General features: G+C 43.0%; 21 protein-coding genes and 2 pseudogenes. 8 read left to right on the top strand and 15 right to left on the bottom strand.

Going from position 1 to position 22,992, the window contains the following annotated elements:
* Positions 1–117: 117 nt before the first annotated feature.
* Positions 118–1,194, bottom strand: a complete 1,077-nt coding sequence (locus tag H7F26_RS09205) for a response regulator (RefSeq protein ID WP_003179215.1) — start codon at positions 1,192–1,194, stop codon at positions 118–120.
* 174 nt (positions 1,195–1,368) lie between these two features.
* Here H7F26_RS09205 and H7F26_RS21925 point away from each other — a divergent pair.
* Together H7F26_RS21925 and H7F26_RS21920 are read left to right on the top strand one after the other, a co-directional pair.
* Positions 1,369–3,264: pseudogene (locus H7F26_RS21925) on the top strand (ATP-binding protein); the annotation flags it as partial.
* Between the two features lie 96 nt (positions 3,265–3,360).
* The gene (locus H7F26_RS21920; RefSeq protein WP_305954424.1) at positions 3,361–4,464 is read left to right on the top strand and encodes a response regulator; all 1,104 of its coding nucleotides are present in this window, start codon (positions 3,361–3,363) and stop codon (positions 4,462–4,464) included.
* Positions 4,465–4,503: 39 nt separating this feature from the next.
* Here H7F26_RS21920 and H7F26_RS09195 read toward each other — a convergent pair whose 3' ends face one another.
* The 6 genes from H7F26_RS09195 to H7F26_RS09170 all read right to left on the bottom strand — a co-directional run bounded on the left by H7F26_RS09195 (position 4,504) and on the right by H7F26_RS09170 (position 11,171).
* The gene (locus H7F26_RS09195; protein WP_003179212.1) at positions 4,504–5,709 is read right to left on the bottom strand and encodes a Bcr/CflA family efflux MFS transporter; all 1,206 of its coding nucleotides are present in this window, start codon (positions 5,707–5,709) and stop codon (positions 4,504–4,506) included.
* Positions 5,710–5,897: 188 nt separating this feature from the next.
* Positions 5,898–7,778 carry an acyltransferase family protein gene (locus H7F26_RS09190; protein WP_003179210.1) on the bottom strand — a complete coding sequence of 627 codons (1,881 nt, stop codon included), beginning with the start codon at positions 7,776–7,778 and terminating at the stop codon, positions 5,898–5,900.
* Positions 7,779–8,008: 230 nt separating this feature from the next.
* On the bottom strand, positions 8,009–8,869 hold the full coding sequence (locus H7F26_RS09185) for an anti-sigma-V factor RsiV (RefSeq protein ID WP_009330109.1): 861 nt from the start codon (positions 8,867–8,869) through the stop codon (positions 8,009–8,011).
* A complete protein-coding gene (locus H7F26_RS09180; RefSeq protein ID WP_003179206.1) occupies positions 8,869–9,366 on the bottom strand; it encodes an RNA polymerase sigma factor SigV in 498 nt (165 codons plus the stop codon). Before H7F26_RS09180 ends, H7F26_RS09185 begins: the two co-directional genes overlap by 1 nt.
* 341 nt (positions 9,367–9,707) lie before the next feature.
* A complete protein-coding gene (locus tag H7F26_RS09175) occupies positions 9,708–10,343 on the bottom strand; it encodes a YknW family membrane protein (protein ID WP_003179204.1) in 636 nt (211 codons plus the stop codon).
* A gap of 192 nt (positions 10,344–10,535) precedes the next feature.
* Complete coding sequence (locus H7F26_RS09170) at positions 10,536–11,171, bottom strand: DUF2306 domain-containing protein (protein WP_003179202.1); 636 nt, start codon at positions 11,169–11,171, stop codon at positions 10,536–10,538.
* A gap of 401 nt (positions 11,172–11,572) precedes the next feature.
* Here H7F26_RS09170 and H7F26_RS09165 point away from each other — a divergent pair, with 401 nt between their 5' ends.
* Positions 11,573–12,955, top strand: coding sequence for an amino acid permease (locus tag H7F26_RS09165; RefSeq protein ID WP_003179200.1), 1,383 nt, complete (start codon positions 11,573–11,575; stop codon positions 12,953–12,955).
* Between the two features lie 125 nt (positions 12,956–13,080).
* On the top strand, positions 13,081–13,863 hold the full coding sequence (locus H7F26_RS09160) for a cyclase family protein (RefSeq protein ID WP_003179198.1): 783 nt from the start codon (positions 13,081–13,083) through the stop codon (positions 13,861–13,863).
* 95 nt (positions 13,864–13,958) lie between these two features.
* Here the strand turns inward: H7F26_RS09160 and H7F26_RS09155 are convergent, their stop codons facing one another.
* Positions 13,959–15,152, bottom strand: coding sequence for an MFS transporter (locus H7F26_RS09155; RefSeq protein ID WP_231105880.1), 1,194 nt, complete (start codon positions 15,150–15,152; stop codon positions 13,959–13,961).
* Here H7F26_RS09155 and H7F26_RS09150 point away from each other — a divergent pair.
* Positions 15,090–15,359 carry a hypothetical protein gene (locus H7F26_RS09150; protein ID WP_162013498.1) on the top strand — a complete coding sequence of 90 codons (270 nt, stop codon included), beginning with the start codon at positions 15,090–15,092 and terminating at the stop codon, positions 15,357–15,359. The genes H7F26_RS09155 and H7F26_RS09150 overlap by 63 nt on opposite strands.
* 6 nt (positions 15,360–15,365) lie before the next feature.
* Here H7F26_RS09150 and H7F26_RS09145 read toward each other — a convergent pair whose 3' ends face one another.
* On the bottom strand, positions 15,366–15,587 hold the full coding sequence (locus H7F26_RS09145) for a hypothetical protein (protein ID WP_003179194.1): 222 nt from the start codon (positions 15,585–15,587) through the stop codon (positions 15,366–15,368).
* Positions 15,588–15,668: 81 nt separating this feature from the next.
* Positions 15,669–16,550, bottom strand: a complete 882-nt coding sequence (locus tag H7F26_RS09140; protein WP_003179192.1) for a LysR family transcriptional regulator — start codon at positions 16,548–16,550, stop codon at positions 15,669–15,671.
* 131 nt (positions 16,551–16,681) lie between these two features.
* Here H7F26_RS09140 and H7F26_RS09135 point away from each other — a divergent pair.
* Positions 16,682–17,261 (top strand): annotated as a pseudogene (locus tag H7F26_RS09135) (LysE family translocator).
* Between the two features lie 98 nt (positions 17,262–17,359).
* On the opposite strand, the gene H7F26_RS09130 reads toward H7F26_RS09135, so the two are convergent.
* Entirely contained in the window at positions 17,360–18,232 is an 873-nt protein-coding gene (locus tag H7F26_RS09130; RefSeq protein WP_003179184.1) for a YitT family protein, read from the bottom strand.
* Between the two features lie 338 nt (positions 18,233–18,570).
* Positions 18,571–18,906, bottom strand: a complete 336-nt coding sequence (locus H7F26_RS09125; RefSeq protein ID WP_003179182.1) for a winged helix-turn-helix transcriptional regulator — start codon at positions 18,904–18,906, stop codon at positions 18,571–18,573.
* Between the two features lie 105 nt (positions 18,907–19,011).
* On the opposite strand from H7F26_RS09125, the gene H7F26_RS09120 reads away from it, so the two are divergent.
* The gene (locus tag H7F26_RS09120) at positions 19,012–19,926 is read left to right on the top strand and encodes an arginase family protein (RefSeq protein WP_009330115.1); all 915 of its coding nucleotides are present in this window, start codon (positions 19,012–19,014) and stop codon (positions 19,924–19,926) included.
* Positions 19,927–20,324: 398 nt separating this feature from the next.
* Here H7F26_RS09120 and H7F26_RS09115 read toward each other — a convergent pair whose 3' ends face one another.
* Genes H7F26_RS09115 through H7F26_RS09105 form a run of 3 tightly spaced genes read right to left on the bottom strand, consistent with a single transcriptional unit; the run spans position 20,325 to position 21,959 of the window.
* Positions 20,325–20,942 carry an FMN-binding negative transcriptional regulator gene (locus H7F26_RS09115; protein WP_003179177.1) on the bottom strand — a complete coding sequence of 206 codons (618 nt, stop codon included), beginning with the start codon at positions 20,940–20,942 and terminating at the stop codon, positions 20,325–20,327.
* A gap of 21 nt (positions 20,943–20,963) precedes the next feature.
* Positions 20,964–21,482 (bottom strand): spermidine/spermine N(1)-acetyltransferase, encoded by a 519-nt coding sequence (locus H7F26_RS09110; RefSeq protein ID WP_003179175.1) that lies wholly within the window; start codon positions 21,480–21,482, stop codon positions 20,964–20,966.
* Between the two features lie 24 nt (positions 21,483–21,506).
* Positions 21,507–21,959 (bottom strand): MarR family winged helix-turn-helix transcriptional regulator, encoded by a 453-nt coding sequence (locus tag H7F26_RS09105; RefSeq protein WP_003179173.1) that lies wholly within the window; start codon positions 21,957–21,959, stop codon positions 21,507–21,509.
* A gap of 111 nt (positions 21,960–22,070) precedes the next feature.
* On the opposite strand from H7F26_RS09105, the gene H7F26_RS09100 reads away from it, so the two are divergent.
* Positions 22,071–22,676 (top strand): YczE/YyaS/YitT family protein, encoded by a 606-nt coding sequence (locus H7F26_RS09100; protein WP_003179170.1) that lies wholly within the window; start codon positions 22,071–22,073, stop codon positions 22,674–22,676.
* Positions 22,677–22,992 lie beyond the last annotated feature (316 nt).

The raw sequence follows: 22,992 nt of genomic DNA, 5'->3' as shown, positions 1-22,992 counted from the left end.
GACATCATCCGAACCAAACTACATTGTATGGGATGGAACTATACAATTTCTGAACATCGAAATGTAAGCTGAAAATGGCATAAAAAAAGACCGGCTGATCCGGTCTCGCGTTTACCTTTAATTCATTTTGTCCTTCATAAGTTTATAGCGCTCATATTCCTTGATCGCTTCTTCTACATTCCCGGTTTTATTAAACAGCTGCATCTTGTATTGGATGATTTTATGATCGCACGGTTCGATTTTCTCGACCAGCAGACATATATCAAGCCCCCGGCGGTAGTCTTTTTCATGAATAAGAAAATCGACCAGTTCATAAGCTTTTCCAAGCCAGATCCGGGCAAGCCGCGTCTTTTCGGGTTCGGCCCACAAATAACCGTGTTCCATAAAGTAATGGTTTTCGTATGCAAGCAGCAATTCCATGTGCCTGTTGATCGTCGCCATATGGATGGGAGGAGCCTCTTTCAGCGACTTTTCCCATTCGTCAGCATCCACTTTCACACCGGAAATCCGGAGGACATATCCTGTGTCAGTCTTCTCGATGGATTGACCGAAAGGAAGCCTATCGATTAATTTCCTGATTTGATAAATCGCTGAATATAGCTGAGTGCTTGCTTTAGAGACATCATGATCCTGCCAGAACAGGTCGATCAGCACGTCTTTGCTGATCACATGGCCGTGATGATGAAGCAAATACGCGTAAATTTCACGGGCCTTGGATGTTCTCCACTTAACAGGTATATATGTTTTGACGCCCTTCTCTGCTTTGTAAAATTGCAAATTCCCAAAACATTGGATGAAATAGTCCCCTCCGGCATTTACCGCTGAAGCCTTTAGCAAGCTGTTTTCCCTGATCCGTTCAACCGTCTTCACGAGCCGGACGTAATCGACGGGTTTAAGCAAATAATCCACCGCATTTAATTCAAACGCTTTTATGGCAAAATCGTTATAAGCCGTGATAAAAACAACCTGAATGTTTTCATTCATCGATTGAATCGCTTCAGCGAGCTCAATCCCGTTTATCCCCGGCATTTCAATGTCAAGAAACACCGTGTCTATATCCCGAATATCCGGATATTCCAGAACATCAGCCGGATCTTGAAACATTTCAATGAATCGAAAGCAATTTGTTCGTTCAAGCATATTTTTAAAATGAAGCAATGCCAGTTCCTCGTCATCCACAATTAACGCTTTCACGACACACCCACCCCATTTTTCATCGAATCATCTGGAAATTATGATAATGATTATATCATGTCTACGGACCTATTTAGTTGGATTCATTTTCTTAATCTTGTCGTTTATTAACATTTAAGAGTACAATATTCATAAGATTCGACAAGACTGCAGCAGGTGGAATGAGGAGTGCTCATGTTGAAAAAGCTATTTGTTTTCATTTCGATTATTCTCGGCTATGCCGGCTTCTTTTTTATTTTCTTATTCATTAACAACCAATTGTCCGAGCAAAACTACCCTGAAGCGAAGCAAGGAATCATCAATCTGGAAACATGGGATTTTCAGAAAGACGGGAACATCGCGCTCACCGGAGAATGGGCACTATACCGAAACCAGCTTCTCTCCCCAAAGGACATTCATGCAGGCAAAGGAAAAGCCCCCATTTATTCCGATGTGCCTAACAATGTCAAACTTACCGATTCAGGAAAAAACGTGGATTACGGTACATACAGACTGATGATCCGGTCAAAGCAAGACAATGAGATGTTCGGAATCAGCACCTCTTTTATAAACAGCGCAAACCGAGTTTATTTCAACGGCAAATTGATCGGGCAGAGCGGAACCCCTTCAAACAAAGCGAATTTCACGGCGCAAAACAGGCCTTATACGAGTTTTTTCGAGGTTCGCCGCGGAGACAACGAGTTGATTGTACAATTTTCGAACTTCAAAAAAACACCTTCATGGGGGATAGAAAAACCGATTGCCTTTGGGATGCAGCAGCACATTTTACACCAAAGCAAAATCTCTTTTTTAAATGAAACCAGCATGATCACAGCATTCTTTATTACCGGTTTATACTTTCTCGGCTTTTTTCTGCATCGAAGAAAGGATAAGCACTTATTCTTTTTTTCCACGATGTGTCTTCTTTTTTCGGTCATAGTGCTTTTAATCGGAAGAGAACGAATGATCTTTCTTCTCTTTCCGTCTATCTCATTCTCAGCTTTAAGCGTCGTGAGGGCGACCACAATGGTGCTTGTCAGTATGGCGGTTTTTCTCTATCTATATTTCGCTTACAAAGAAATCGTTTCGAAAAAATGGATAATCGCCGCGACTGCATTTTCTGTACTGGTTTTGATGATTGATTTTATTACCTGGGGTTACACAGACCGTCTCGCATATATATTGCACTCTGTTCTTGCCGTCACGACTTTGATTTATATTACGTATGTGTTTGCGATTTCTGCTGTTCGGAAAATGAAAGGCAGCCTTTATCTTACGATTGCAGCGATCTCGATGAGCGCATTCGTCATTTTAACGACAGTTTCTGCTTACAGCGGCAAAAGAGGCTTTTCATTCAATTCGCTCTATGCCGTGCCGTCGATCATCGCTTTGCTGGCGGCTGTACTGATGATGGCGCAGCAATTCGCAGGCGCATTCCGCGAGAACGAAATCCTGTCCTTGAAATTGCTCAGAATGAATCGATTAAAAGACGAGTTTATCGCCAAAACATCACATGAATTTAAAACGCCGCTGAACAGCATGATTAATATATGCCAGACCCTTTTGGCAAGGAAGAGAAAAAGGACGTTAGAGGAAGAAAAAGAAAATCTGCAGCTGGTCATCCGCATGGGATACAGACTCTCCAGTCTGGTGAACGACATTCTCGATTTGGAAAAAATGAAGCAGGGCATGCTGCAGATTCAGGCCGTTCCTGTCGATGCCCATTCGGCGATCAGCACGGAAATGGACTTCTATCGGCTGTTGTCAAAAAATAAAAATGTCCGGATTGTAAACCGTGTTCCATCCGGACTGCCGCTCGTCTTGGCCGACGAAAACCGCTTCCGGCAAATCATGACCAACCTGGTTGATAACGCGATCAAGTATACGCCGGAGGGGCAGATTACGCTCTCCGCCGAAAGGCTCGACCAAGAGAAGGTCAAAATTACAGTAGCAGATACAGGAGTCGGCATACCAAAAGCCGTGCGTCAATTGATATTCGAAGCTTTTCAACAAGCAAAAAACCATAAAGACGACGGAGCCGGGCTTGGTTTAAGCATCGTCAGACAGCTCGTTCAGCTTCAAAATGGAGAGATCTGGGTAGAATCGGAAGAAGGGAAAGGATCGGCATTTCATTTCACACTGCCTGTTGCAAAAAATGACCCTCTTCCTGACGCGAAGAAGGAGAACATGCCTCAACAGCAAGCCGTCAGAGATCTGCCCGATGTTTCTATCAGCACGCCGTACTACTCAAAGAAAATGGATGCTTCAACTGTTTTGATCGTCGATGATAACATCGAAAGCTTAAAAATTTTGGCCGATATGCTTGAAGGCGTTCCTTATCAAGTCATCGCAGCAAAAAGCGGCCATGAGGCTCTCGAAGTCGTCTCCCGTTCAAAGCTTGACTTGGTGATTTTGGACCTGATGATGCCGGATATGACAGGGTTTGAAGTCTGCATGAAAATCCGCGAAAGGTTCACAATGGTGGAACTTCCGGTTCTGATCATTACGGCAGCCATCATCGACCATGATAAATACAAGGCTTTTCACGCTGGGGCAAATGACATTTTGCAGAAACCGTACAACTACACTGAATTTGCAGCCCGCGTTAAAAACCTGATCATGATGAAAGATACGGCAGCCCAAGCGACAAATATGGAGATGGCATTCCTCCAATCGCAGATCAAGCCGCACTTTCTTTTCAATGTATTAAATACCATTATCGCGCTCAGTCATTTGGATATTGAAAAGGCGCGCGAAGTGACGGCTGATTTTACAAACTACTTGAGAATGAGTTTTGACTTTCAAAATACATCAGGGATGAGTTCTTTCAAGCATGAACTGTCGATTGTGAATTCGTATCTTTCCATTGAAAAAACGCGCTTCGGCGATCGGCTGGACGTCATTTACGATATTGAGGAAGACATCGACTTTACCCTTCCGCCTTTAATGATTCAGCCTCTTGTCGAGAATGCCGTCCACCATGGCATCAGCAAGAAAAGAGGCGGAGGCTGGATCAAGCTGACGGCAAAAAAAGAAAGCGAAAACCGCTATTATATCAAGATAGAGGACAACGGAATCGGCATGCCGCCGGAGAAACAACAAGATATCTTTTCTTCTCATTTCACTCATAGTGTCGGTATGAAAAATATCAACCGCAGGCTGAAACACTTCTGCGGAAGTGAACTGAATATCGAAAGTACGCCTGATAGCGGGACCGCTGTCTCAATGGTCATTTCTATCAATGAATCCGCGGACGTCTCAGACTCCGCCATCCAGCGGGCGCCTCTATAACAACAAAAGGACGGAATCAAGTGATTCCGTCCTTTACCTTTACCGCTCCCCCTGGTTTTCCCGCGTTAAAGCAAAAAAAGCGAAAGAGCCGATCACAGCAGTGATGAACATGATCGCACCCATTGGAACGGCCGTTGTTTCATTCATTCCAACGAGAGGCGAAACGATCGAACCGAGCAGCAGCGGAAGCATGCCCAGCATTGCGCTTGCACTGCCCGCACGGTGCCCCTGGTTTTCCATCGCCAGCGTAAATGTGCTTGTCAACGTCATTCCGATGGTTATCATGTAGATAAAGATTGAAATGACAATCGCTGCAAGCGGTCCTTTCAAAATCGTCATCGTCAGGAGAACGGATGTCGCGATGACAGCGGTAATGACCGCGATCCGCAAGAGCTTCCTCTCATGAATGATTCCCCCGAATCGCCCGATGATAAAGCTTCCCGAAATAATGGCGAGGCCGTTAATGCCGAACAGCACGCTGAACACCTGAGGAGAAACCCCATAGATATCCTGATATACAAAAGGCGTTCCGGATACGTAGGCAAAGCTGCCTCCGTGAATGAAACCGACAGTCAGCGCATAGCCGATAAAAGACCGATCCTTCAACAAGCTCCCCATCGTTTTGAGAGACGAACCGATTGAGCTTGGAATCCGTTTTTCGGGCGGCAATGTTTCAGTCAATTTCATCGAGATAACGAGTACTAGTAACAATCCGATCAATGCCAGCGTATAAAAAATCGTATGCCAAGTAGCGAACGGCAAAAGCAGGATGGCTCCCCCCGTCATCGGCGCGACCATCGGCGCAACCGCGGTGATAACCATTAGAAGCGAGAAAAATTTAGAAAGCTCTCTCCCTGTAAACACGTCCCGTACAATGGCGCGCGACAGCACAATTCCAGCCGAAGCGGTAAATCCCTGTAAAAAACGGGCAAGCACTAATGTCGCGATATTAGGCGACAGCGCGCAAAACAGTGAAGACAGCGCAAACAGCGAAATCGAAATTAATAAAGGTTTTCGCCTTCCCTTCGCATCGCTCACAGGCCCAATCACGAGCTGGCCGATGGTAAGGCCGATCAAGCAAGCCGTTAAGCTGAGCTGCACAAGCGACGCACCGGCTCCCAGGTCATCCGCTATTTCAGGGAAGCTCGGCAAATACATATCGATATTAAGAGGTCCAAGTATGGCAAGCATTCCGAGCAGAAAAGCCAATGCCAACCTCTCTTTTCCAACTGGATTATGAAGCATAAAAACATCAAAACCTTTCTATCAACCTAGTTAACATCTCTGTTTCTATTGTTACAGGCTGCAAAACATTTGTATATTGTACCATATTTTTTGAACAGTGAAAGGCGGTTGCATGAAAAATAAATGCACCCAATTGACTTTATTGCCATAAAAAAAGGCCTCCTTAAAGGAGAGCCTCTTTTTATAGATTATTTCATCGCTTTGACGATAAGCGATGCCAAGGCTTCAGCACCTTTCGGCATCAGGTGGACGCCGTCGGCGGTGAAATATTCGGGATGTTGCAGTGCTTCAGCGTGCCAATCGACCAATGTCACATTTTGACGGCTGTCCGCATGCTTCCGAAGCGATTCATTCACCTTGCTCTCCCATTGTCGGGGGACGCGCGTATTCACGAGATAGACATCCGCTTTTGAGAAAGCATCAAGCAAAGCGTCCAATTGGCCGTCCGTAAAATAGCCGTTTGTTCCCAATTCAATGACGACGGCTTTGTCCGGATGATTAAAGGAGGCGTAGGTTGATGTCAATTGAAGCGCTTCCCTCACTTGCCTTCCAACCTGTCCGTCGATTGTGATTCCCGGAATCTTCCGGCGCAGGCTTGAAGCGATGTCCAGCATGACCGAATCCCCGACAGCCAATACTTCTTTTTCGATGCGATCCGGCTCTTTTTCCGCAGACTGCTCATCTTTCGTATCTGACGATTCCTCCCCGTTTCCGGTTTTACTCTCATTTCCGCTCTCAGTTTGTGCTTTCTTATCGTCCTGCCGTTCTTCACTTTTGTCAGCCGGCTGATCCGCTGAGGCGCTTGTTTCCTCATAAGATTTTGAATAGGCCTGCTGCGGCTGTTTCTTTTCGTCGGCCAATCCCGACAGACCCCCTGCAAAAACGAGGAGCGCGGCAAACATCAGGCCGATTGATATTTTGCTTGGAACGGAAGCCGTTTTCCATTCCGTGATCTTATCCAGAAAAACCCGGCTGACAAACGGTTTAAAACCGTCTTTTCGGATCGGCTTCTCAATAAAGCGATACGAAAGTTCCGCCAGAATAAATGTAACGGCGACCTTCATCGCAACATGCCAGTACACCGGATTTCCAATCTCCTGAACAGGCGTGCTCAGCACGATAACGGGATAGTGCCAAAGATAAATGCCGTACGACCTTTTCCCGATCCAGCGCAGCGGCTTCACGGAAAGGGCAAAGCCCAGGAAGCTGCTCGGATGACTGACGCATGCAATCAAAATAGCTGCGATTATGCTGATTATAAGCATTCCGCCGTGATAGAGAAACGGGCTGAATTCATCGACAAAATAAATGCACATCATAAGCAGCGCGAAAGCGGCAAGCTCAGTTCCGTGCAATGCATGCTTGAGGCTGTTGGGGAGCCTGTTCCCAGACAGCCTTTTCATCGGCCACACAAGGGCTAATGCGCATCCGATCAACAGCTCGAAAGCGCGTGTATCCGTCCCGTAATATACACGGCTCGGATCGCCGCCCGGGACGTACAGGATGCTCATCCATATGGCTGAACAAAGCGCACACAGCACAACCGCCGCTGCAAACCTCTCCCGCTTTTTAAATATGTAGATGCCCAACAGCAAAATGATCGGCCAGATAAAATAAAACTGTTCTTCAATCGCCAGTGACCACAAGTTTTTTAAAGGAGACGGCGATCCGAAACTATCAAAATATGACAGGTCGTGAAAGATAAACCACCAATTGCTGACATACAAAAGAGAGGAGATCGCATCTCCCCGTACGGTATGCATCAGCTCTCTGTTAAACAAAGCGACCCATATGACGGTTGCGAAAATCATGAGCGTCGCCGCTGGAAGCAGCCGCCGTATCCGGCGCACCCAAAAATCGCGGAATGTGAGGGAAATGTCATTTCCATACGCCGGCAGGATAATCGATGTAATCAAATATCCTGATAAAACAAAAAAGATATCAACCCCAATGAAGCCTCCGTCGGCCCAGCTCATGTTGAGGTGGTAAGCGATAACCGCCAAAACGGCAAAAGCCCGAAGGCCGTCTAACCCCGGTATGTAACGGTGTTGTTGTGTCTGATCTCGCATGGTATTCCTCCAATGATATGTACGTACGATTCTTCTGTATGTTTCGTGCCTTTTACGGCTCCGATATTATAGACGAAGTCAGGACGGTTTTTTGTTTCAAAAAATCGTCATTTTTATCTTCCCTGAGTAATGCCGTCTCTCTAGTATAAGAGTTTCCTGCAGAATATGTTGTTACAAAGTTGTAAAAAAATAAGAAATCCATGATTTCAGCGAATCATGGATTTCTTTCACTAGCGGATATAGCGGTCGCCGATCAGCAGGTTCGAAATCGCCTTAGTCGGAATTTCAAACTCCACCGCGCCCATATAGCCGGGAGCGACTTCATAATCATCAAACGAAATCACCAGTTTATGATTCTCTGTAATGTAAAAATTTTGGTCGGCCTTGATTCGTTTGAATGGCTCGACTTCTTCGTCACCGATCCAATATATTTTATCAGGATCATCTTTCATTTGCTGTTTCATTTGCTCTTTAATGTTTTCGCTGATGGCGGTGATATACCGGTCGTCTTTAAACAAGCTTTTCAAGGTGAGCAGGACTTCATTCTTTTTGTCAATGGTGATATAGCGCCGTTCGGTATAGCTGGACGCTTCCGTTCTTTCGACGCTTCGCCGAATCGAAATCAAATCTTTCGTATCCGTGACTGTCTCATAATCGCTGTAGATGCTGAGATGCCCTTTTTTATTCCGGGACGTCTCCTTCATGAATTCCCGGTAAAGCTGATGGCTTTCCTTTACATATTTCTCGTTGATGCCATTTTCGAGCTCCCGGTTATTCAAGCCGGAAAGAGCCGGTGTTTTCACGTCAATGCTCGATTCTCCATCTTTCTGTTTGATCTCGGTGAATGTGATGGCTTTAACGACCTTGCCGATGACAGGTATCTGCGACATGGCCTGCGCTGCTCCGGGATTGATATTCACGACGGCAGCCAATAGTACAGCCGCCGCGACCAGCGTTGATGCGGGCCATACCACTATCCTTCTCTTCTTCTTCGGTTTATGCTGAAGCGCAGTCTCGACAACCTGATCCAGCTCCTTCGGAATGGGGACGTTTTGATATGCTTTTCTCAGCTGTTCCAATTTCTTATCCATTAAGAAAGATCCTCCTTCGTCAATTGGATGCGCATAAGCTTCAATCCTCTGTAAAGGCGCGTTTTGATCGTATTCAAGTTTTCGCCTGTGATTTCCGCTATCTCTTCCAGTTTGAGATCCTCGAAAAACCGCAGAACAATAATGGTATGGTAGGGTTGCGGCAACTCATCAAGCGCCTCATGGAGATCTGTATCCCGGTAGGTATCTTCCTTGCCCTGGCTTAAAAACTCGATCGTTTGATCATCCATAACCTTTAGTTTTTTCTGTTTGCGCAAAAAATCGATTGCCGTCCGCACCAAAATTTTATAAAACCAGCTTTTGATCGTATCCGGATTGCGAACGGAATCGACGGAATCGAGCGCTTTTTTGATTGATTCCTGGACAATATCTAAGGCGTCTTCTTGATTTTTCACATAGCTGTATGCCAGCCGGTAAAAGTCTTCTTTCCGGTCTGTTATGCAAGCGACAAGAGACGCTCTGGCTGCTTGTTTCTTCATTGCAATAAAGAACTCCTTTTTCGAATATACGTATATACGGCTGTTACATTAGGATAGACGCGGGAGTGCGAAAAATAGTTTGCGGAAAGACGTGTTTTTTTTAAAGAAAACATCACTTCATTTATTCTACCCTGAAAAATACCGGAAAGGGAGGCGAAGGAAATTGAGTCGCCAGAATGCCGGTTTGCGCAAATCAATGATGAGAAACAAAAAAAGAGCAAACCATATATAAAGGTTTGCTCCGTAGCCCTTGCTCCCTTTTAGCGGATAGAGAAAAAAAACACCGATATAAACCTCGCGAGAAACTGATTTTGTATATTGAAATAATCCGAATCGAAATTCTAAAAAATATCCTCAAACAATGCGGCAAACAAACCAAAAAAACAAGCGAACAAAAACTTGAGAATAAATAAAACTGCAACGGCGATCCATGAAGCCCGTTTCGAAGCTCCACCCGCTTTCTGAAGACCTTCAGCCGCTAACACAAGCGCCCAAACCATAAAGATATCAAACACGCCCAATATGCTTTTATAAGGCTCGACGGCCGAAAAAACATCGTGCAAAGATGTAAACGAAGTCCCTTCCGGCACATTCGCAAAACGATAAACTGTATTGTTTATCACGTCGCCAATGATTTTGGCAAAGCCTACAAAAGACGCCAACGAAAACATCGTCACAAAGTTTGTTTTTCCGCCCCCTATTGTCGCGATCAGCCATAATATTAAAGCTGATACAAACAAATAGATCCCCGTCTTTAAAAACTCCCATAAAAATATGATCATTCCAAAGTAGGTATACGTATCGGGAAAATCTTTTGAAATATAAAGATAAGCAGATAAAACCGATAAAACGAATACAATAAACATCGGCAGAGCAACCGCCGGCCGCCTTTTCATTCTTTCAAACTGCAATGCCGGGTTCGTGATCAAGCCGATTAATGAAGGCATCGGCTCTTTTGTTTCAATTCTGTCATCCATGCTTCTATTCCTCCATATACGGTATCCTTCAAAGTTTACATGACTGACCTTAAACCCAGCTTAAACTTACATAAAAATAAGAGATCAAGAGAAAAATGGTTCCTGCCGCAACAGTTATAGCCCTGTACTTGTTTGTAAGAGCTAAAAAAACAGAATGCCAAGGGCTCAAATACCCTTGGCACAGCGAATTATCTATACCTTATCGAATCCAGCTGTATGCAAAATGTCCACCGCTTTTCTGCGTGTAAAATGAATGACGAACTCAGCTGCCGCCACGTTCAGTGCAATCGCCCCGTAAACGCCTATCGTGTAGCTGATATCGTATGGCAAACCGAATCCGCTTCGGCACACAAACGTGATGAAATGAATAAACAGATTGGTAAAACAGAATAGATAGCTGCGAATCATCCAATTCCGATGCTTTGTAAACTGATTTCGCCGTGCTTTGATGACGGAAATAACAGTGGCCGCCGGCCAATACATGTTCACCATGTTAAAGGCTATGCTGACGGCTCTACCTCCCGTAGAATGGGGTGCCATATAGCCTGATGATAGCGTAACTACCATCACCGAGACGACGTAAATAAAGCCGTTAAGCCGGTGGATTTTGCGGCTTTTGGCCAACAAGCCGCTGGAGAAGTTGACAGCTCCCGAAACCATCGCCAAACAAGCGGCAATGACATGAACATACATCACCTTTAGCCAGATCGGGAGGTGAAAGGAGTCTCGCAGGTGAGATTTATGGCTCAGAAAGGACGTTGATTGCGGATCAAGAATTAAATTTTCAAACAATGTATACAGAACATACACCGCGATTAGGATCAGCATTGCCGAAAAAACCGATTGACTGCGTTTAAATTTATTTTTGTTCAGCTTTTGTCCCTCCTAAAACATCATGCTCTCTCAGGTGCTTATATTGTATCACGAAAGCGGACGAGCGCAGCAGCTTGGCGTTTTAGGACCTCTCAATAACAAAACCATTAAAAACAAGCCGTGTACTGTTTCTTCCCTTTGTTCGGATCTGAGTTTTCCTGGGAAACCGGTATAACTCTGTCATCTTTTGCGGCATACTTTTGAATGATGTCTCTGCTTGAAGTGTTATCGACGATAACAGATGAATTCTATCCCACAAGCCGATATGATCAATTACTTCAAATTTTAATGTTATAATAGACTTTAAAACATGCGGGAGATCAGGCTTAAAAACAAAAAATGGAGGCATACATAAAGTGACAGAAGATGTAACTGACAACGATATACACGAACAAAAATTATCGAGAGGCCTGAAAAACAGGCATATTCAGCTCATCGCCATCGGCGGGGCGATCGGAACGGGGCTGTTTCTTGGTTCGGGGAAATCAATCCATTTTGCAGGACCGTCGATTTTATTTGCTTATCTGATTACGGGAATCATTTGTTTTTTCATTATGCGTTCTCTTGGAGAACTGCTCTTATCCAATTTGGAATACCATTCGTTTGTCGACTTTGTAAGAGACTACTTAGGCGACATGGCGGCATTTATAACGGGGTGGACATACTGGTTTTGCTGGATTTCGCTCGCAATGGCCGATTTAACCGCGGTCGGGCTTTATACCCAATACTGGCTGCCTGATGTACCGCAATGGCTGCCCGGATTGATCGCCCTGATCATTTTGCTGATCATGAACCTGGCCACCGTCAAGCTTTTTGGAGAATTGGAGTTCTGGTTCGCGTTAATCAAAGTCATTGCGATATTGGCGCTGACCGCGATCGGACTTTTCATGATCTTCAAAGGATTTTCCACCCATTCGGGCACTGCCGCCTTTCACAACCTTTGGAGCCACGGCGGCATGTTTCCTAATGGACTGCACGGATTTCTCCTTTCATTCCAGATGGTTGTCTTTGCGTTTGTAGGCATCGAACTTGTGGGGCTGACAGCGGGGGAAACGAAAGATCCCGAAAAGGTCATTCCTAAAGCGATCAACAATATCCCCGTTCGGGTTTTGCTTTTTTATATCGGTGCGCTCCTTGTAATCATGAGCATCTATCCGTGGAATGTCATCAATCCTAATGAGAGTCCGTTCGTCCAAGTCTTCGCAGCGGTCGGCATCATTGCGGCTGCAAGCATCATCAACTTTGTGGTGCTGACATCGGCGGCTTCGGCAAGCAACAGCGCAGTCTTCAGCACAAGCCGGATGATATACTCGCTCGCGAAAGAACATAATGCGCCCGGCGCTATGACCAAACTGACCTCCCGCAAAGTGCCGGGCAATGCATTGTTTTTCTCAGCGGTCGTTATTCTGATTGGCATCATGCTGAACTATATCATGCCTGAGCAAGTGTTTACGCTCATTACAAGCATCTCGACGATATGCTTCATCTTTATTTGGGGAATAACCGTCATCTGCCATTTGAAATACCGCAGAACTAGACCGGATTTAGCGAAAAGAAACAAATTCAAGATGCCGCTTTACCCGTTTTCAAATTATGTGGTTCTCGGTTTTCTTGCGTTTATCCTCATTGTGCTCGCACTGGCGCAGGACACCCGTGTTTCCTTATTTGTCACGCCGGTTTGGTTTATCATGCTGATCGCGATTTACAAGCTGAGAAAACCTAAGTCACGGCAAGTGTAGAAAAAATGCGAATCGCCTGCAGAAAGTTCTGCGGGCTTTTTGTATGGCTCTTGCTGTAAAATTAAAAAGACAACAGCCGCACATCAATTCAATGGTCAGCCGCTTAGGCAGAAAGGGGAAAACAGATGAAAATCAATCAAATTGTAGATTTGTCGGTATCGCTAAGAGGCGATATTCCGTCTGACCCGCCGGGGTTTATCCCTGAAATCGAATATGCGGATCATAAGCAAGGAGCCAAACAGATGGTCCAGAGCTTTCCCGGCCTCTCTTCGCAAGATCTTCCCGGGGGAGAAGGCTGGTCGCTGGAAAAAGTGAAAATGTCAACGCATGCCGGAACGCATATAGACGCTCCATACCATTACCGTTCTGTTACTGATGACGGCAAGCGGATGATGACGATTGACGAAGTTCCGCTTGACTGGTTTCATGGCCCCGGTGTTAAGCTGGATTTCAGACATCTGAAAGACGGGCATATCGTAACCCCTGAAGAAATCGAACAAGAACTTCACCGCATCAATCATAAACTCGCGCCCGGGGATATTGTTCTTGTGAATACGTCGGCCGGTGCCAAATACGGGCAAAGCGATTACCTGGACAGCGGCTGCGGGATGGGGCGCGAAGCAACGCTTTTTTTAACGGAACGGGGCGTGCGCCTTGTCGGAACTGACGCTTGGAGCTGGGACGCTCCATTCAGCATGACCGTCAAGCGCTTTGAACAGGAAAAAGACCCGTCGATTATTTGGGAAGGTCATTATTCAGGAAGCACCATTCCTTACTGCCAAATTGAAAAGCTCGCCAACCTGGATCAATTGCCTTCCACCGGATTTTATGTCATGGCTTTTCCCGTAAAAGTTGAAAAAGCGTCGGCCGGCTGGGCGCGTCCGGTTGCAATTCTTAGCGGTGAATGAAGCCTAGGGATCATCGCGGGGGCTCCCTTGGCATAAAAAAGTATCGTATTTAAACAGCAATGCTTTTTTATGCCTCCTCTACGGGGGAAGCTACTCTATAAAGATACCCGCTTTTCTTTATCTTTGTTATAAGTTCTGTTAAATAAATAAGTTGTTGTTAAAAGAGCAGCAATTACAATGATGAATAAAACGAAGTATCCGTAAACAGTTTGACCCGCCGGCACTACTGTAATCGTCAAGATGCCTATTAAAGCAACTTGTCCCAACAGCTTTACCGCATTAAACAACGAATTGACACGTCCCATATATGCATTATCGACATGATGGAACATATAGCTTTTTCTAAATACTCTGATCGCAGCATTTGAATGCCCCCAAAAGAGGCTTGCCACTATAAATGTCACGGCATTCGGAACGAGGAAGATCGCAATTGTTGCTAGAGCAAATACTGCCATAAACAATATAACACCTTGCATATCAGACCATTTCTTTGATATTTGATATGCGACAAAGCCCGCACCCATAGCTCCAATGGCGTAAACAATATTGGCAATGCCGATAACTGACGGACCTTCGTTTAAATAGTCGTAAATGAAAACCGGATCCAAGTAGTTTGCGACAATAATCACGATGCTTGGTATAAAAGAAGTCAATAAAAGAACAAACAAAACTTTTCGATAACATAAATATTGGAGTGAGGATCTGAAGTTTTTCCAGTAAGATTCATTTTTCATTGTATTGGAATGCTCTTCCGCTTCAGCATTTCTTTGATAAGGAAGTTGGTAGATGAGGATGGAAGCTGCTATAAATGTAGAGATGTTCATAACCAAAATAACTGCCGCATCCATCTTGCCGATCATCATGGCAGCCAGCCCCGAACTAATCATCAGCGCCGCCTGCCCCTGAACTTCAAGACTGCTGTTCACTTTACTATAGTCCTCTTTTTTGAACATTTCCTGTGTTAAAGCGGCTAAAGCAGGATACTTTATCGAATCGTAAGCTGTATGATAAAAAATCAGCATCACAACAAGGGTGATGTCCAACACGGCGGAAACATTGCATAGAACAGAAAAAACGCCCAAGACCACTATTCCTGTAATTTCCATATAGAGGAATATCGCTTTTCGAGAATATCGATCCACCAAACTCCCTAAATAGGGTGAGGCAAAAAACACTAAAATCATCGTTGCCATCGTCAATAACCCATATAAAACGGATTGTTTCAATTGATCAATCAGCAGCCAGACAATCAAATAGGAAGTGATGCCGGTACCTACGGTGGAAATCAAATTAGCGGCAAGCAACAGTTTCAACTTTCGCAATTACAAATCACCCATTTTGGTTTCCAAATGCACACGATGGAATTAGATAAAAGACAAATAGATTTTGGGGTACAGAATGGAAAAGGCTGTTTTCTTTCATTTCATCACGCTCCGTATTTAAAACTCATGATTATAAATGTGACATCCACCTGCTTTTTATTTTTTTCTTTATAATATCAATCACAACACTTGCGTAAACAAACAATAGAATGAATACAATAAACACGCAATCCCAGCCATCATGTTGAAGGTTCCCGATTTTTCATTGTTTGATTTCAACATCATGAAGAACAAACCGGAAAAGAAAAATCCGATAAACCAGCCGATTGGAATTTGGACAAAAGCTAAAATAAAACCAATAATCCCTGTCGTTTGAAAAACTTTAGGTGCAAATTCGCGCAAAAGTATTCCCGCCCTTTTTTTGTATCATAGCACATCTAATCTGCAAAATAAGGAATTCAAGTGAATCTTTCACTATTCATTTTATCCTATTAATCGAGGTTCACGAAACGAATGCAATACCAGATCCGCAAAAGCATCCACAGCAGGCAGCTGCCACTTTTTCTTTTTGATAAGCATCTGGGAATAAAGCGGGTCGAGGTATTGAGAATGAGGAAGGATTTTCAGTTTACCGCTTTCCACTTCGTCTTTCACCGTAATGTAAGGCAAAACAGAAAATCCGAGTCCGCTCATGACCGTTTGTTTTATTGCTTCGATGCTCCACAACTCCATCGTTGGAAAGTAATGAATATCGTTTTTCAAGAGATATTTTTCAAACATGGTTCGATAGCTGCAGTCTTCTTCATTCGTTATAAAAAAATGTTTTTGATATTCTTCTAAATCCTCAGGCCCTTCACTGCTGCCGACAAGGACGATCTTCTCCTCAGCCAACGTGTAGCGAATGCATTTGTCCAGCTCGATTTCGGGATAAACCATTAAAGCGACATCCACATTCCCGCTTAATAAGTCGACTTGGTTTTGTCCGCATGTACCGTTGCTCAGTTTCAATTTGACATGAGGATATTTCAACGAATACTCCCTTATTATTGGCCCCAGCCTATAAATGGTTAAAGACTCGGGCGCAGCCACTTTCAATACCCCCTTCACTTCGTGAGCGCTCTGCAAATTCTTGATCTGATTATGGGTTGACAGCAATTCTTCGGCTAAAGGCATTAACTCCCTTCCTAACTGAGTCAGTTTTAAATTCCTTTTTTCATACGTAAATAAAGCCCCGCCGATCTCATGCTCAAGAGCCTGGATATGAGTGGTGATCGTGGATTGAGTATAGCCTAATTTCGAAGCCGCCCCTGTATAACTTCCCATTTCAACGATGGTCTGAAACGTGATTAAATGTCTGATTTCCATTCGATGTCTCCTTAACACTTGATCTATCGAAAAAATCAATAATGCATTTTGATATTTCAATTTTATTTATAGTTATCATTATCATACAATAAAAACTGCCCACTATGACATTAGCAAATGAAGGTGATTAAATGAGTATTATAGCTTTTCTTTCGTATGTAATTATGACATCCATTACGCCCGGCCCGAGCAATATTTTAATGATGAATGAAGCGCAAAGGTTCGGCTTTACAGGTTCAATGGCGTTTTAGCAGCGGCATCTTGGCGGGGTTTGCAGTACTTGGGATTCTCAGCGATGCCTTTACAATCAGCCTGTACAATTGGATTCCCGTTGTAGAGCCTTATTTTAAACTTGCCGGCGCGTGTTATTTGATTTATTTGGCTTTGCAAGTCGGCTTTATCAAAAATAAAAAACAGGATTCCACAGAAGCCCGCTCCTCTTTTATATCCGGCTTTATATTTCAGCTGATCAATATTAAAAGCATTTTGTTCTTCTTAACCGTAATGAGCGCGTTCGTTTTGCCGTTCAACCATTCCTTGAAATCGACAATCTATTATTTGGCATTAGCCATTGTTCTCGGGTGGCTGGCGCTGCTATTATGGTCGGGATTCGGCTCCGTTTTTAAAAGGGTATTTGCAAAGCACGACCGGGTATTTCGAGTCCTTATGTGCCTGCTGCTCATGTATTCTGCGGTGTCTATTTTCCGATGACTGATCATCAATTTATTGGAAATCGCTTCGAAGGACAAAAAAAACATACCAACAAGACGTGGTATGTTTTTTCTTAGGAAGGCCCTCAAAAATTTTTGCTAATGAATATTAGGTTTTCTAAAATTACTGCCCTTAACTTCAGCTACGTCATATACAGTAACAAAAGCATTTTTATCAACTTCATTAATGATTTCTTTTAATTTGGTGTCTTCTAAGCGGTTGATGACACAGGTGATTTCTTTAAATTTCTCGTGGGAAAAACCCCCGTAAGCTTCTTTATATGTAGCACTTCGGCCCAATTGATCACGAATTGTCTCAACCATTAATTCAGGTTCGCTTGTAATGATTTGAAAAGTTTTAGATCCGCTTAACCCTTCCTCGACAACATGAATGACTTTGGACGCGATGTAGTAGGCAATGACTGACAGCAATGCCCCCTGCAAGCCAAATACAGCGGAAACAAAAATAAACACAAAAAGGTTAAAGAATAGAATAAGATCGCTCGTTCCAAATGGCAATTTTCGCGATAACAAAACAGCAAGCATATCAATTCCGTCCAATGCTCCGCCATTGCGGAGCGCCAGCCCCATTCCAAATCCAAGGATGATCCCCCCGACAACAGTGACTAGCAAGGTATCCCCTTCGATTATAGCTGGAGTGTGGTGCATAAAACCTGTCCCTGCTGCAAGTGATGCGATTCCGATAATGGACAATAGCGCAAAGCTTTTCCCGATTTGCTTATATCCCAGCCAGACAAACGGTATGTTTAAAACCGCGATAAGAATCCCAAGCGGCAAATCAAACAGTTGTGAACCAACAATGCTAAGTCCTGTCACTCCGCCATCAGATACACTGTTTGGAATCAGCACTGTTTCCAATCCATATGCCGCTATGATTCCTCCGATCATGACCATTATGACTTTGAAAATCATCTTCGCTCTAAATTTCCTATGTTTTTCGATTTTATTCATGCCATTCCTCATTTCAATTTTTACGTTATATTTAAATATACCATAATAAATTTATTCTGTTAAAAAGTTCAATCACGTATCATGGTAAGCAGGCTGCCGCGAATACCGCTCTTTACTTGAATTAAGGTAACCCTTTTAGACTTGGAACATTCATGTGCCGACAAAGCTATATTGCAAGCACCCAGTTTTAGCAACACTAAAGGCCCTCTCTTAAGAAGCAACCGACACATCGTTCTGCAGTTAATGTATATTGACATTTCCAGACAAACAAAAGGATTGTTGGCAATAGAACGAAGCTTTTTGATTCTTCCCTCTCCAGTAAGAATGAAACCTTAACTTTATTGGTTTTTTAAACCCCATTCACATAACCCTTCTAAAACCGGCAATAGGGATTCCGCTTTATCCGTGAGACTGTACTCGACCTTAGGGGGAACTTGAGGGTACTCTTTCCGTTTCACCAGTCCATCCGCTTCCAATTCTTTAAGTTGTGAACTCAATGTTTTATAAGTAATAGCCCCTATTTGTCTTTTCAACTCATTGAAGCGAATTGGTTGATTTTCTGCCAGGAGGTAAATAATAACCATTTTCCATTTACCGCCGATAACAGACAATGTGTATCCAAAAGGTGTATCTTGAATATTTTTCACTTTACCTTTATATTCTGCCATACTCATTTTTACACTCTCCTTTTGGATAGTACCTGTCATTAAAGTGCGTACTATTTTTTTATTTGCGTTCATTTTATACTAACCTTACTTTGAAGTAAAGGAGACTAAAACATGGCTAAAAAAACAATTCGTCTGTTAATGCCGCAATGGCAAGGGGGAAACAATCCCAACTACTCTTTTGGAGCAGAACTGCTTGCTTGGCTGGCTCCTGAAAATGATCAGCCCCTTATTCATGTTCCGGTTCAACCTTATGATGGAACTCCGCTTGAAAACGAAAACGGGATAAACGGGAGAAAACAACTGCTGGAACAATTGGAGGCTGCTCAGCATATCATTCATGCTCATAAGCCGGATCGCATTGTCATGTTTGGCGGTGACTGCTTAGTCGAACAAGCACCATTTGCTTATTTAAACGAACGATACGGCGGGGACTTAGGTTTAATTTGGATTGACGCTCATAGCGATTTAGTTAGATATGCCGGTTATGACAACGGTCATACATTACCGCTCGGGAATCTTTTGGGAGAAGGAGATGAAGAGTTCGCAAAACATGTGAAAATTCCCCTGAAACCTGAAAATGTCTTTATTGCGGGATTAGCAGCTCCTACAGAAGAAGAAACAAAAGTGATATCAAATGAACTTCAAAGACAAGGTATAGCTCCCACAGAACCAGACACTGAGGTGATTCAAAGACTTGGGATTAGAACTGCCGGAACTAAAAAGTTAATGACCAGTACCGAACCTATAAAAGAATGGATAAAAGAAAGCAACATCAAGTATCTGGCAATACACCTTGATTTAGACGTGCTTGATCCGAAGGCGTTTCGTTCTTTATTATTCGCCAATCCTGAAGCACCTGTAAATTTTTCTCCTGAGGGAACAATGCAAATGCCGTACCTGCTTCATCTTCTGAAAGAACTCTCTTCCGAAACGGATGTGGTTGGATTAGGTATAACCGAGCATTTGCCGTGGGATTCTATTCATTTGAAGAAATTGCTTAGTGAAATCCCTATTTTAACCCAATAATTTTTTAAACGGGATGACAACAAAATAATAGAGTCGAAACTCTCCATAATAATAGAGATAGCTTTCCATCGCCTTGTCATGTTACATGATTTTTGCCCTTCACATGTTGCTCACTCACTAGAATCAAGTGGAAGAAAGAAATACCAAGGGCTTATCAACCCTTGGTATTCCTATGATGCGGTCGAGACAACTTGAACTTCCGCGGGGTTGTCCCCCTCCCCATTAGGTCCTCGACAAAGTTTATTCGCCCTTTTCACAATAAACAACTCTACACGACATAAAAAAAGCAAATCATTCGGCCTGCCTTTTCATTTCTCGCTCTTTATGATGCTGCAAATATGACTGCTCTGATTCCGACCTTTAATTCCTATACGAAAGGGTTGAAGGTAGATTTATATCTAATTTTCCAGCCTCTTTTTCATCGCTGCTGCCAATTGCTCCGAATCTGGATCTCCTTCATTTTGCAATTGATCAATGATGTTCATGTAGTCTGTATCATTTCGGTTCTGACTTAATTTATATGCAGCCTGAATGTCTTCCACCTTAATCTTAAACCCGACAATCGCTTTCAGTTGTCTCTCCAAAAGTTGAGGAGAAAGGTTATCCCATAAAATTGGATTTTCCCGATGCTTCTCGTATTTTTCCATCATGATTGTTAATTCTTCTATTAATTCATCTCTCTCTAGAATGCTTGCTTTACCGTATATATGGACGGCTTGATAATTCCATGTTGGAACATCCTCATGCCCATACCAGGAAGAAGAAATATATGCGTGCGGCCCCTGAAACATGACAAGCACATCTTTACAGGTTTCCAAAGTTCCCACCTGCGGGTTTCCATAAGCGATATGGCCAGTGATATAGTAATCATCGCCTTTTTTATTGAGCCCTAAAGGCAAATGAGTCGCGATTGGCTTCCCTTGTTCTGTCGTAACAATCGTGCCAAAAGAGTTTTTTTGGACAAAATCCAAAATTTCATCAGCATTTTCGACTTTAAAATATTTTGGAATATACATCGTCATCCTCCTTTTAAAAAGTTATAGGATTGTTTTGGCCATGATAAAGTCCGTTTGCTCTTCATCTCCCATATAAAAAGAGTGGGCGCCGGTTTGTACAAACCCCATTTTCTTATAAAAAGCAATCGCATTTTCGTTTTTTTCCCATACGCCCAGCCAGATTTTCTTTTTATTCAGTTCCTTTGCAATTTCCACAGCTTTATTGAACAGATATTTGCCCAGGCCGTGTTTTTGAAAGTTGTTCTTGATATAAATTCTCTCGATTTCAAGTGATTCATCACCCATTTTTTCAGACTGGGCCTCATCGGTGTTGACCTTTAAATATCCAGCGATTTCGTTGTTAAAATAAACAAAAAAGAATTGCGAAGAGCTATTGGATAATTCTTTTTCTAATTGTTTTAAGTTAAATGCCTTGTCCAAGTAGGCTTTCATATTTTCTGGCGAATTCTGATGCTTAAATGTCTCATTAAATGTTTCATAACCAATTTCCTGAAGCTTGTGTAAGTCTTCAAGGGTACACCTTTTTATATTTACTGTCATTTCAATCTGCCGCTCCTTTACGTGTCAATAATTTCTCTTGTTCCCCTTTTTCACGAATTCCCAGTCCTTTTCTACATTTTTTCTTACTCTTTGAAGAAGATTGAAGATGATCTCCGCTTCCCCCTCGGAAAATCCCTCTAATGCCACACGATTCGAATGGTCATTTTCTCTTTTTATAAAAGGAAATACCTCATTTCCCTTTTCCGTCGGAAAAAGTTTTTTTATTTTTTTGTTATGTTCATCATCTCTCCGTTCAATAAAGCCCTTCATTTCAAGTTTTTTTATTGCACGGGCTGCGGTGGTCCTGTCTACTTTAATCATCTCAGCCAGCTTCTCCTGAATGATTCCCGGGTTTTCGCATATTCGGACAAGGTACAAATATTGCCCTTTTGTCAGGTCATGTTCTTTAAATTCGATATTGCTTATAGAATCCAATGCTCGGGCAATCATTCCAATTTCACGCAGAATATCCTTCATCATAAACCCCTTTCGAGCTTTTTGTTGCAAATGCAATATAATTAGCGTACATTAAATATACCGGAATATTGTTGCATTTGCAATAAAAAAACAAAAAGAGGTCGAGTCAAAGTGAAATATCTTTTTTATGTAATAGGAATTTTAATCTTAACCCTTGGTATTGCTTTCACGATTCAATCAGATCTCGGCGCTTCGCCTTTTGACGCACTTTTGGTGGGACTGGCCGTACATGCGGGGCTTACTGTGGGAAGTTGGGAAGTCATCATTGCTCTGCTATTAATAGGCTGCAATTCGTTTTTAAAAAGACAAAGACCGGAAGTTTCGGGGCTGCTAACGGCGTTTATAACCGGTATCGGCATTGACATGTGGCTTTTTTTGCTGCATTTTTTTGTGACACCAGAACAATGGTACAGCAAAGCGGTTTGTTTTGGGATCGGCTTGGTTGTTACAGGATTAGGAACCGCGACATACTTATACACAAATTTTGCTTCGATGCCAATTGACCGTCTAACATTCATCATAAAAGAATTAACAGGAACCAATATATTTTTTTCGAGAACCATCATTTACCTTGTCTTCTTGACAGCGGCCGTCATGTTAAAAGGACCGATTGGCATCGGAACTTTATTAACCGTTTGTTTAGGAGGGCTGGCCCTTCATTTGTTTATGCCGTTTGCTGGAAAAGTGTTGGGTCGCTTTACAGACGCTCGTACATGACGATAAGGAATGTTTTTAATGCCGCTCCCTACTTTTTCACAGAACCTTTATTGAAAATCATCAATATGATTCCGGATGCTATTAAGCTTATAACTAATGTAGAGGTATCTAACCTAAATATATTTTTTATCCCATTAAAGAAAAATGACCATAAAATATATATCGTGATAGCACTTAGCGTAAACATTCTGAACCATCTGGGGATTGCGAGCCAAGCCTTTAAAAGTTTAGTTGAGAAATTCCCTATTTTGTTCCTCCTTATTCATACCCCCCTTCAATATATTAAAAGAAAGACAATATTGACATAATCTCAAAT

The sequence above is a fragment of the Bacillus sp. PAMC28748 genome (genome assembly GCF_014250415.1).
Classification (GTDB): Bacteria; Bacillota; Bacilli; order Bacillales; family Bacillaceae; genus Bacillus; species Bacillus licheniformis.
The sequence above is the reverse complement of the archived record's forward strand: the minus strand, read 5'-3'. Positions and strand labels throughout refer to the sequence as shown.